The organism is Carboxydocella sp. ULO1 (assembly GCF_002049255.1).
In the GTDB taxonomy this organism is placed as follows: Bacteria; Bacillota.
In genome coordinates, this window is the sequence record NZ_BDLQ01000125.1 from 166,717 (window position 1) to 177,384 (window position 10,668).

Consider the following 10,668-nt stretch of genomic DNA (forward strand, 5'->3'; position numbering starts at 1 on the left):
ATGGTTGTGTTGGCCTATTAGCACCACTCTTCACTTGCCGTGGTAGGGAGGTGACCTGGTTATTACCAGAAATTTCGCACATATCTGATGAAAGGAGAGTGGACGATGGAGGATGTGGTAAATATCACCGATTTAATAGCGGCCAACCGAGATTTTGCCCGGCAGGTTATGGAGGAAAGTGGCGAAAACCTGCGTCAATGTTATCAATGTGGAAAATGTTCGGCTGGCTGTCCGGTAGCGGCCGATATGGACATACGTCCAAACCGTATCATTCGGATGGTGCTATTAGGTATGAAGGATGAGGTATTGTCTTCCCGGACCATCTGGATGTGTGCTACTTGTTCCACCTGTACTACCCGTTGCCCGCGTGATGTGGATTTGGCAAAAATCATGGATACTCTGCGCATCATTGCTCAGCGAGAAGGAGTGCTGGCAGGGAGCAAGGCAGAAGCTATATTCCACAATTTGTTCCTGGATTCCATCAGCCGCTTTGGTCGAGTATATGAGCTGGGCCTGGTTATTGGTCTGAACCTTAAAACCAGGAATTTATTTAAGGATGCTGATCTGGGCTGGCCGATGATCAGCAAAGGCAAGCTGAATTTGTTGCCCCACCGCATCAAAGGTGCGAAAGAAGTGGCCCGGATTATAGCCGAGGCTAAAAGAACGGAGGGACATAGCTAATGGAATTTGCATATTATCCAGGCTGTTCCCTGCATTCAGTAGCTGCTGAATATGAACAGACTACCAGAGCTGTTTGCCAGAAACTGGGTGTATCCTTAACCGAAATTCCCGACTGGAACTGTTGTGGGGCCAGCTCAGCCCATAGTGTCAATCATTTAGCCGGTATAGCCGTACCGGCCCGCAATCTAGCTCTGGCAGAAGAACAGGGCAAGGATGTAGTGGCACCTTGTGCAGCCTGTTACCAGCGGTTAGTGACAGCTGATTATGAAATGCGGGAGCAACCGGAAACCAGGGCCAGGGTAGAAAAGCTCATCCAGCGCCCCTGGCAGGGCAAGGTCAAGGTATTATCCATTCTTGATGTTTTTAACCAGATAGGTCTGGAACAGATTCGCAAAGCGGCTGTTAAACCTCTGGTTGGTTTAAAGGTGGCCTGTTATTATGGCTGTTATTTGGTCAAGCCGCCCAAGATCGCCCATGTTGATGATCCGGAAAACCCAATGTTAATGGACAATATTCTGCGCACCCTGGGAGCAGAAACTGTGGACTGGCCTTTCAAAACTGAATGCTGTGGCGGTTCCCTGGTACTTACCAATACCGAAGTGGTTTTACGTCTGGGTAAGGACATTCTGGCGGCGGCTGAGGCAGCAGGGGCGAACTGTCTGGTGACACCATGCCCTCTCTGCCAGCCCAACCTGGACATGAGACAGAGCCAGATCAATAAACATTACAATACCAGTTTTAATTTACCGGTGTTCTATCTAACTGAACTGATGGCACTGGCACTGGGTGTCAGCAAAAGCCAGATACCTTTACGCAAACATTTTATTGATCCTCAGCCATTGTTAGTTTCTTTCTAAAAATTAATGATCAGGAGCGATGCCTATGAAACGCACTGGAGTGTTTTTATGCCATTGCGGAACTAACATCGCCGCTGTGGTTGATGTCAGTCGAGTAGCTGAAGAAGTCAAAAAAATGCCTACTGTTGCTCATGTGGAAGAAAACAAGTATTGCTGTTCTGAGCCGGGGCAAGAGGCGATTATCAGGGCTATTAAGGAACATAAACTGGACAGAGTGGTAGTGGCGTCCTGTTCCCCGCGGATGCATGAGCAAACCTTCCAGAAGGCACTGGAAAAAGCGGGGTTAAACCCTTATTTGCTGGAAATGGCCAATGTGAGGGAACATTGTTCCTGGGTACATGCACAGGAACCGGAAAAAGCTACTGTTAAGGCGATTGATCTGGTAAGGAAAGCAGTGGCTAAGACCGTTCGTCTGCAGCCCCTGAAGGAAGATTACATAGGTATTACTAAACGGGCCCTGGTTATCGGTGGTGGAATTGCCGGTATCCAGGCAGCAATTGATATTGCTGATGCTGGCTATGAAGTTTATCTGGTAGAACGGGAAGCTACCATTGGCGGGAAGATGGCCATGCTGGATAAGACCTTTCCGACCTTAGACTGCTCTGCCTGAATAAGCACACCCAAGATGGTTGTTGCGGCGCAACATCCTAACATTAAATTATTGACTTATGCTGAAGTAGAAGAAGTAAACGGCTATATTGGCAACTTTGAAGTCAAAATCAGGCAGAAGGCCCGTTATGTTGACATGACAAAGTGTACTGGTTGTGGCCTCTGTGAAACCAAATGTCCTACCAAAGTTAGCAGTGAATATAACCTGGGACTGGGTAAAAGACCGGCAATTTATAAACCTTTCCCGCAGGCGGTCCCCAATAAGCCGGTGATAGATCCTAACAGCTGTCGCAAGCTGAAGGAAAACAAGTGTGGCGTCTGTGCCAAGGTATGTCCTACCGGGGCTATCAAGTATGATGACCAGGACCAGATCCTTACCGAAAAATTTGGTGCCATTGTCATGGCTACTGGTTTTGACCTCTTTGATTGGACTCAGACTTATGGGGAATACGGTTATGGCCAGTATCCGGATGTAATTACCGGTTTGCATTTTGAACGCCTGGCCAATGCATCCGGTCCTACTGGTGGAAAAATCAAGCGCCCCTCTGATGGCAAAGTGCCGGAAAAAGTGGTTTTTATCAAGTGTGTTGGTTCCCGGGATGATACCAAAGGTAAGTCCTATTGTTCCAGAGCCTGCTGTATGTATACAGCCAAACACGCCATGCAGGTATTGGAAAAAATACCTAATTCAGAAGCCTATGTATTTTATATGGATGTAAGGACTCCGGGGAAGGCATATGAAGAGTTTTATCAGCGAGCAGTGCAAGCAGGAGCCCAGTATCTGAGAGGTCGGGTATCGAAAATTTATCCAAAAGGTGACAAGCTGGTAGTTAGAGGGGAGGATACCCTGCTGGGCAAACAGGTAGAAGTAGAAGCAGATATGGTGGTTTTGGCCACAGCGATGGTTCCCTCGGCTGGTTCTGATAAAATTGCACAAATTGTGGGCTTTTCCACTGATAAAGATGGATTCTTTACTGAAGCCCATCCCAAGCTGCGCCCAGTAGAAACCAATACTGCCGGGGTATTTCTGGCTGGTTGCTGCCAGGGGCCCAAAGATGTTCCTGACACCGTTTCTCAGGCCAGTGCAGCTGCGGCCAAGGTTATCACTCTGCTGGCCAAAGACCAGCTGGCAACCAACCCGCGGGTATCAGAAGTCAATCCGGCCCTTTGTTCGGGTTGTATGTTGTGCCAGCCGGTTTGTCCGTATAAAGCCATTGAAGCGCGTACCATCACTGAAAGAGGCCACCATGGCATGGTTGAAAGAGTTATCGCTGCCGTTAATTCCGGACTATGCCAGGGCTGTGGGGCTTGTACTGTTGCTTGTCGTTCTGGTGCACTGAACCTGAAAGGATTCTCCAATGAACAGCTCTTGGCGGAGGTGGATGCAGCATGTCGTTAGAAAATAAGCAGGACTGGGAACCCAAAATTGTAGGTTTTGCCTGTAACTGGTGTAGCTATGCCGGTGCCGATTCAGCCGGTGTCAGCCGTTTTCAGTATCCTGCTACGATTAGAGTAGTTCGGGTACCCTGTTCTGGTCGGGTTAATCCCCAGTTTGTCATTCGAGCCTTTCAGCGCGGGGCTGACGGTGTGCTGGTAGCCGGTTGACATCCCGGTGACTGCCACTATGCTAGTGGCAATTACTTTACCCGTCGGCGCTATTTGATTATGAAAAGATTGTTAGAATACGTGGGACTGGAGCCGGGGCGGTTTAAAGCCCGCTGGATTTCCGGCTCAGAGGGGCAGAAGTGGGCTGATACCATCAAAGAAATGTCTGAACAGATCAGGGCTCTTGGTCCCAACAGGAAGATGAGGGATGACAGATGATCAAACTGGTAGAAGAGCTGCGGGCAGAAGTGGCTCGTCTGCTTGCGGATGGCGAGGTCAAACTGGTTATCGGTTATGAGAATGGCTCTGATCCTACCCGGACCACTCCGCTGTTTGTGAAGTCGGCGGATCAGGTTCAACGTCTTACCTTTTCTCCCTTCGCCATCAATAATCTGGCTAAATATTTGCTGGATTATCAGCTTGGGGAAGGGAAAATCGGGATTATTGCCAAAGGTTGTGACTCCAGAGCCATAGTGCGCTTGTTGCAGGATAAACAGTTTCCGGCTGAGCGTTTGATGGTAATCGGAGTAAGCTGTCCTGGACAGCTGGATAGCAGAAAAGTTCTGGCTCAGATCGATCCCCTGGCTAAATTGGAGCGGGTTGAACTAAAAGGGGAAGAAGTAGTACTTGTGACCGATCGCGGCCAGTTCAGCCTTAAAAAAACTGACTACTTAATGGATAAGTGTAAGGAATGTGAAACTCCCAGGCCAGTACTTAGCCATAAATTTATCGGGCCCGAGCCTCCAGCAGGTAAAACTCCTGCCTATGAGGAAATTGCCCGATATGAGGCCATGAGTCCGGCGGAAAAGGCTGCTTTCTGGGATAAGCAATTTGAAAAATGCATCCGTTGCTATGCCTGCCGTAATGTTTGTCCGGCTTGCAACTGTCGTCAGTGTTGTTTTGATCAGGCTGAACCCAACTGGCTGGGGAAAGGGGTAAATGCATCGGAAAATCACATGTTCCAGCTGACCAGGGCAATGCATGTGGCAGGTCGTTGTGTGGACTGCGGTGAATGCGACCGGGTATGTCCTATGGATATCCCATTGCGCTTACTTAACCGTAAAGTCTTAAAAGATATTAAAGAATTGTTTAGTGTGCCCACGCCCGGGATTGATGATACTGCACCGGTGTTAGGGGCCTATCGGGCCGCTGATCCGGATGAATTCCACTAATATGAGGTGGTTGTTGATGGAAAACAGGTTTCTATCGGAAGCTAAACTGGACCAATTTCTGGCTGGGCTGGGGCAAAAGTATCAGGTAATTGCACCTGTGGAGGAAGAGGGGATAGTATTATTTAAGCCCTGGCAAAATGGACAGAAGATCACTTTGCGGGGCAGCAATTCCGTAGTTCCTCCCAAGGATTTCTTCTTTCCCCAGACCGAGACCATGTTTAAATTCAATGCCGCTGGTGATTGGGAAATTGAGCAGGCACCGGGTATTGGGCCCAGAGTGATTGTCGGCATGCGTCCCTGTGATATTATGAGCTTGAAATTGCTGGATCCGGTTTTCATCGGCGAAAAATTCAATGATGTCTATTATCGTGATAAAAGGGATAATACAGTTATTATCGGTGTCAGCTGTGAAGAGGTTAATCACAATTGCTTTTGCGCTGCCTATGGCAACTCCCCTGTTAACGGGGAAGGGGCAGATTTGCACCTGACCTGGCTGGGTGATGGTTACCTGGTCGAAGTTCTAACTGAACTGGGGCGCGAACTGGTGGAAAGTCAGTCTTCCCTTTTTACAGCTGCCGGTACAGATGCCCAGTCTAAAAAGGCCGAAAAAGCTGAAAAGCTTCTGGCCAAGCAACGGCCTGTAGATGTTGCCGGTGTCAAGGAAAAGCTGGATGAGATGTTTGAGCATCCCTACTGGGAAGAGATTGCCCCTAAGTGTCTGGGCTGCGGTGCCTGTACTTATGTTTGCCCTACCTGTCATTGTTTTGATATCGTTGACCATGTTTCCCATGGTTATGAAGGGGAAAGGTTCCGCTGCTGGGATTCCTGTATGTTTGCTGATTTTACCTGCATGGCTGGGGGGCACAACCCTCGACCCACGAAAAAGGAACGGGTCAGAAACCGTTTCCTGCATAAATTGAAATACCATAATGATCGTTATAATCTGCCGGGTTGCGTGGGCTGTGGCCGATGCCTGAGTAAGTGTCCGGTTAACATGGACATTACTCGTATTATCTCCGATGTAAAGGGTGTGAAATAAAGAATGTGCAAGAGCGCAAATCCTTTGCAACCCCATATAGCCACCATAACTAAAATTATTGATGAAACACCGGATGTTAAAACCTTTCAGGTGGTTTTTGATGATCCCCAGGTTTTAGATAATTTTGGTAACTTGCCAGGTCAGGTAGCCCAGCTGTCAGTGATCGGAACCGGGGAAGCCACGATTTCCATTACCAGCTCCCCTACCAGAAAGGGATTTCTGGAATTTTCTATCAAAAAGGTGGGTCGCTTAACTTCTGTTATTCACCAGTTAGAAGAAGGATCAAAAATCGGGGTAAGGGGTCCCTATGGAAACCATTTCCCCTATGAAATGATGAAAGGGAAGGACCTGCTTTTTATCGGTGGTGGTATCGGGCTGGCGCCTTTGCGATCCCTGATTGATTTCGTACTGGCAGATGAAAACAGAAAAGACTATGGTAAAGTGGAAATTATTTATGGGGCACGGTCAAAAGCCGACCTCTGTTTTAAGTATGATCTCTTCGATCGCTGGCCTAAAGCCAAGGATTGTCAGGTCTATGTAACTATCGACCGGCCGGAAGAAGGCTGGGACGGCAAGGTGGCTTTTGTGCCGGCTTATCTGGAAGAACTTAATCCCAGTTCCCAGAACAAAATCGCAATTACTTGCGGACCTCCGATCATGATCAAATTCGTGTTACAGGCCCTGGAAAAAATGGGCTATACAGAGGAACAGGTAGTAACAACCCTGGAATTAAAAATGAAATGCGGAATCGGAAAATGCGGGCGTTGTAACATCGGTCATAAATTTGTTTGTGTTGACGGACCTGTATTTACCCTGGCTCAGCTCAAACAAATGCCCAATGAGTTTTAAAAAATACCCCCTCCTCCATACAATGGAGTGAGGGGGTGCTTATTATGGCATTAGCATTTGTCAGGCAAAACAGAGCTAGCATGGGGAAAAGAAAACAAAAGAAAAAAAGCCGGGTGCTTTTCGGTCTGGTTTACTTGATTTCAGGATTAGTGCTGATCAGCGTGCACCTGTTAATGCGCCTGCAATAGAACCGACTAAAATGGCAGCTATGTTGCCTACCCAGGCAGAGATGGTCATTGCGGACCCGTAAAAAACTATACCGATGGCCAGTAAAAACAGGATGAAAAATACACTTAGCAACAAGGTATGATATAATATACGGTGTTCCACCCTATTACCGAGATACCAGCTACCAGAAAAGGCAGAACCGGCTAGAAAAAGAACTACGAAATAGTCAATATACGTTTCTGGAAGGGATGTAAACTTAAGGGCAAGAGCCAGCACGACTGTAAATATCAACAAGGAAAGAATAGAGATTATTGAGGCAACAGTGATTGCACGCCAGTTTAAAGTTTCATCCATCCTTTTCACCTCCCTGCTAAAAAATTTATGCATGGAACAGGAATATATAACTGCTTGGCAATAATGAAGGAGGTATGCCGGTGATTACCAATTATCAGCTGGGTAACAGCCTTTATTTAAATATTACCAATGCCTGTACCAATCGCTGTGATTTTTGCATTCGCAATACTACTCAGGGACCTGGGGAGAAAAGCTTATGGCTGGAAAGAGAACCTTTGGCCAGGGAAATCATTGCTGACTTGCCGGCTGATTTAAAGCAATTCGATGAGGTGGTATTTTGCGGCTATGGTGAGCCTTTAGTGCGTCTGGAGGTAGTAAAGGAAGTAGCAGCTTATCTAAGGCAACAGCAGGTGAAGTCCATCCGCATTAACACCAATGGACAGGCTAATCTTATTCACCGGCGCAATATTGTACCGGATTTGGTAGGGTTGGTAGATGTGGTTTCTATCAGCCTCAATGCGGAAAATGCGGAAAAGTATCAGGCTAAATGCCATTCTGTGTATGGTAAAGAGGCATATTCCGCTTTACTGGAGTTTGCAGCAGAATGCCGCAAACATCTTCCCAGAGTAATCTTGACGGTAGTGGATGATGGAACAGTAGATATCGGGGCCTGTCATAAAATTGCGGAAACCCTGGGTGTGGAATTGCGAATCAGACATTATTATCCCGAGTTTGCTTGAAAAAATCGCCCTGTCGGCTGGCAGGGCGATTTTGCATATTTACCTGTGAACAAGCATAGATTTTTTGGTAGGGAAAGGAGGGACAATATGTTGACCCTGGAAGAGGAAAGGGAGAACTACCTGGTTGTTTTGAGCAAAAACCCCAAGGATGTCTGGACCCTCTTGCGCCTGGGTTATGTTAGCACCAGGCTGAAAATTTATGAAGAAGCCAAGCATGCTTATGAAACTGCGTTAAAACTGGATGACAACCTTTATTTTGCCTATTATGGTCTGGGTTATATTGCCTGGCAACAACAGCAACTGGATCTCGCTAAAAACTACTGGCAAAAGGCGATCAAAATAAACCCTTATTATTTGCAGGCATTGTTTCGCCTGGGAGTAGTGGAAGCCGATTCCGGTAATTGGACGGAAGCGGTAAATTATTTTCAGAAGGTGCTGGCTATAGAAGGAGCACATATAAAGGCTTTGCTCTGGCTGGGAAAATGTTTAAATCTCCTGGGTAGATATGAGGAAGCTATTGCTCCTTTGACTCGGGTTACTGCTTTAAAACCGGAGATCGAATTTGGCTGGTATCAGCTGGCATTAGCTTATGCTGGTATAGGGGAAATCAGGGAAGCTGTCGCCAAAGTTAAAGAGGCAATCAGGCTTAATCCGCGTTTACCTCATTTATATGACAAACTGGCAAAATGGTTATGGCAATTAGGGTATGGACAGCAAGCGGAAACTGCCCATCGCCAGGCAGTAGAGCTTGCCCCTAATCTGGGCATATACTGGCGCAACTGGGGTTTGGCCTTATGGCGTACAGGACGCTGGCAGGAAGCGGAAGAGCCGTTACGAAAAGCAGTAGAGCTGGAAAAAGATAATGGTATAAACTGGTATTATCTAGGTCGGGTTTTGTATAAGGGTAAAAAAAATGCGGAAGCAAAAACAGCATTTGCAAAAGCTCTGGAATTGATGCCTTTCCATCAGGCCAGCAAAAGATATTTAAATCTCTTATCTAAAACCTAAGGCCTGATAATCTGTGGCATGGATTTGACCGGTAATTTCAACTTTTCTTGTTTTTTGCCAGTTTTTCACTGCAAGCTCGGTACTGTAACCAAAAATACCGTCAGCATTTCCTTGATAAAATCCCAGAGCAGAAAGGCGTTCCTGAACTAGGACTACATCAGCACCTTTTAAGTCCCGAAAAAGAGGTCGCCAGCTCCAGGAAGCAAAAGGATTGCCGATAATGACCACTGGTGTACCTGTTTTTACCAGTGGATATAAACGCTCAATATCCTGGTTTTTCATTCTAATACAACCGGCTGAAGCCCGCTGACCAATGGACCAGGGCTTGTTGGTGCCATGAATGCCATATTTACCCCAGGGAACATCTAATCCCAGGAACCTGCTGCCAAAACCGTTACCCCAGTTGGCAGATTTATGTATTACTTTCCAGTTGCCGATCGGGGTAGGCGAATTTTTTTTGCCTATGGCTACCGGAAATTGAACAAGGGGCTGGTTACCTTGCAGAGCTGTAATAGTACGATTATTAAGATCGATTAATAACCAGGTATTTTGGTTGGAGGCAATTGCTGGGGAAAAAGGAAAGAAAAGAAAAATTAACACATATAATATTGCTTTGCGCATTCCCATCACCCCTAATATTTTAACGCCAAAAAATTTTTTTATTCGGCAGGGATTTTACATAAAATATAGTAATTACCAATTAGGCGAGAGAAAGAGAAAAGGAGGTGAAGGAGAAATGAAAAAAGTTATGGTTAGAGCTGAGAAATGCCTGTCCTGCCATAGCTGCGAACTGGCCTGTGCTGTTGCCCATAGCCAGCAGAAAAATTTATTTCTTACTATATTGAATGGGGAAAAACCGGTTAACAGGGTACAGGTGGAAAAAACCAGCCAGGGTGCCATGCCTTTACAGTGCCGTCATTGTGATGATGCGCCCTGTTTACTGGCCTGTATGACCGGTGCTATCTACCGCGCTGGGGATGGGAGTGTACAACTAAAACGGGAACGCTGTGTCAGTTGCTGGATGTGCATTATGAGCTGTCCCTACGGAGTCATGTTGACAGAGGCTGAGGGGAAGGCAGTTAAGTGCGACCTCTGTCATGATACAGGCAAGCCATCCTGTGTTCAGGCATGTCCTACTCAGGCTCTTGTTTATGAGGAAGGGGAAGAGTTTGCTGCTGCAATAAGAAAAAATTATGCCAAAAATTTAATCTAGAGAGGGAGGTAAGCAGCAGCTTCAGAAAACTATACTATAATTGATTGTATTTAACTGTTTTGCTACATTAAAAGTATGGAACTATTATCCATTGGAGAAGCAGCAAAGTCCGGCAGGGTTTCGGGGAGCTGTTCAGGAATGCCAGAGAAACACGAGAAGAACAAATTTAGCATAACTGTGTGCGGGGAGTTTTTTCCGGAGATTTACCCGGCTCACCGGTCTTCGAAGTGGAGCCGGGGCGAAGAAGACCCGCTGACTACGGAGATGCGTCTCTTCTGTGCCTGTATGCGGTGGGCCTTTAACCGGCTCCTGGAAGGTACTTCCCGCCATGAAATCAAGAAGTCAGGACAAGAACTTTTCGGGCTGAACTCCCGCTATACGGATGATGCCAGACTTAAAGCACAGGCCCTGCTGGACTCCCAAACAGAACTGC

13 protein-coding genes and 1 pseudogene are annotated in these 10,668 nt (G+C 46.9%); 12 read left to right on the forward strand and 2 right to left on the reverse strand.

The features are described from left to right. Nucleotides 1–105 precede the first annotated feature (105 nt). Genes ULO1_RS13330 through ULO1_RS14850 form a run of 8 tightly spaced genes read left to right on the forward strand, consistent with a single transcriptional unit; the run spans nt 106 to nt 7,000 of the window. Nucleotides 106–681 (forward strand): 4Fe-4S dicluster domain-containing protein, encoded by a 576-nt coding sequence (locus ULO1_RS13330; RefSeq protein WP_078666149.1) that lies wholly within the window; start codon nt 106–108, stop codon nt 679–681. Continuing rightward, nucleotides 681–1,538 carry a CoB--CoM heterodisulfide reductase iron-sulfur subunit B family protein gene (locus ULO1_RS13335; protein ID WP_079907403.1) on the forward strand — a complete coding sequence of 286 codons (858 nt, stop codon included), beginning with the start codon at nt 681–683 and terminating at the stop codon, nt 1,536–1,538. Before ULO1_RS13330 ends, ULO1_RS13335 begins: the two co-directional genes overlap by 1 nt. A 25-nt stretch (nt 1,539–1,563) precedes the next feature. Continuing rightward, nucleotides 1,564–3,546 (forward strand): CoB--CoM heterodisulfide reductase iron-sulfur subunit A family protein, encoded by a 1,983-nt coding sequence (locus ULO1_RS13340; RefSeq protein ID WP_078666151.1) that lies wholly within the window; start codon nt 1,564–1,566, stop codon nt 3,544–3,546. Next, the gene (locus ULO1_RS13345) at nt 3,537–3,971 is read left to right on the forward strand and encodes a hydrogenase iron-sulfur subunit (RefSeq protein ID WP_159071890.1); all 435 of its coding nucleotides are present in this window, start codon (nt 3,537–3,539) and stop codon (nt 3,969–3,971) included. The genes ULO1_RS13340 and ULO1_RS13345 overlap by 10 nt, the downstream gene beginning before the upstream one ends. After that, the gene (locus ULO1_RS13350) at nt 3,968–4,924 is read left to right on the forward strand and encodes a 4Fe-4S dicluster domain-containing protein (RefSeq protein ID WP_078666152.1); all 957 of its coding nucleotides are present in this window, start codon (nt 3,968–3,970) and stop codon (nt 4,922–4,924) included. Before ULO1_RS13345 ends, ULO1_RS13350 begins: the two co-directional genes overlap by 4 nt. A 16-nt stretch (nt 4,925–4,940) precedes the next feature. Continuing rightward, nucleotides 4,941–5,963: a 4Fe-4S dicluster domain-containing protein gene (locus tag ULO1_RS13355; RefSeq protein ID WP_079933751.1), complete on the forward strand. Its 1,023-nt coding sequence runs from the start codon at nt 4,941–4,943 to the stop codon at nt 5,961–5,963. Nucleotides 5,964–5,966: 3 nt separating this feature from the next. Continuing rightward, complete coding sequence (locus tag ULO1_RS13360; protein WP_079907410.1) at nt 5,967–6,812, forward strand: FAD/NAD(P)-binding protein; 846 nt, start codon at nt 5,967–5,969, stop codon at nt 6,810–6,812. Between the two features lie 44 nt (nt 6,813–6,856). Next, nucleotides 6,857–7,000, forward strand: coding sequence for a hypothetical protein (locus ULO1_RS14850; protein WP_159071889.1), 144 nt, complete (start codon nt 6,857–6,859; stop codon nt 6,998–7,000). On the opposite strand, the gene ULO1_RS13365 is transcribed toward ULO1_RS14850, so the two are convergent. Then, on the reverse strand, nt 6,969–7,334 hold the full coding sequence (locus ULO1_RS13365) for a TIGR04086 family membrane protein (protein WP_159071888.1): 366 nt from the start codon (nt 7,332–7,334) through the stop codon (nt 6,969–6,971). The genes ULO1_RS14850 and ULO1_RS13365 overlap by 32 nt on opposite strands. Nucleotides 7,335–7,414: 80 nt before the next feature. Between ULO1_RS13365 and ULO1_RS13370 the strand changes: the two genes are divergently transcribed. Together ULO1_RS13370 and ULO1_RS13375 are read left to right on the forward strand one after the other, a co-directional pair. Continuing rightward, nucleotides 7,415–8,014: a TatD family nuclease-associated radical SAM protein gene (locus ULO1_RS13370; RefSeq protein WP_242946650.1), complete on the forward strand. Its 600-nt coding sequence runs from the start codon at nt 7,415–7,417 to the stop codon at nt 8,012–8,014. 87 nt (nt 8,015–8,101) lie between these two features. Continuing rightward, complete coding sequence (locus ULO1_RS13375; RefSeq protein WP_078666157.1) at nt 8,102–9,022, forward strand: lipopolysaccharide assembly protein LapB; 921 nt, start codon at nt 8,102–8,104, stop codon at nt 9,020–9,022. Here ULO1_RS13375 and ULO1_RS13380 read toward each other — a convergent pair. Continuing rightward, a complete protein-coding gene (locus ULO1_RS13380; protein ID WP_159071887.1) occupies nt 9,008–9,643 on the reverse strand; it encodes a L,D-transpeptidase family protein in 636 nt (211 codons plus the stop codon). The genes ULO1_RS13375 and ULO1_RS13380 overlap by 15 nt on opposite strands. A gap of 115 nt (nt 9,644–9,758) precedes the next feature. Between ULO1_RS13380 and ULO1_RS13385 the strand changes: the two genes are divergently transcribed. Together ULO1_RS13385 and ULO1_RS15285 are read left to right on the forward strand one after the other, a co-directional pair. Beyond that, nucleotides 9,759–10,235: a 4Fe-4S dicluster domain-containing protein gene (locus tag ULO1_RS13385; protein WP_079907413.1), complete on the forward strand. Its 477-nt coding sequence runs from the start codon at nt 9,759–9,761 to the stop codon at nt 10,233–10,235. A 138-nt stretch (nt 10,236–10,373) separates the two neighbouring features. After that, a pseudogene (locus ULO1_RS15285) lies at nt 10,374–10,668 on the forward strand (IS200/IS605 family accessory protein TnpB-related protein); the annotation flags it as partial.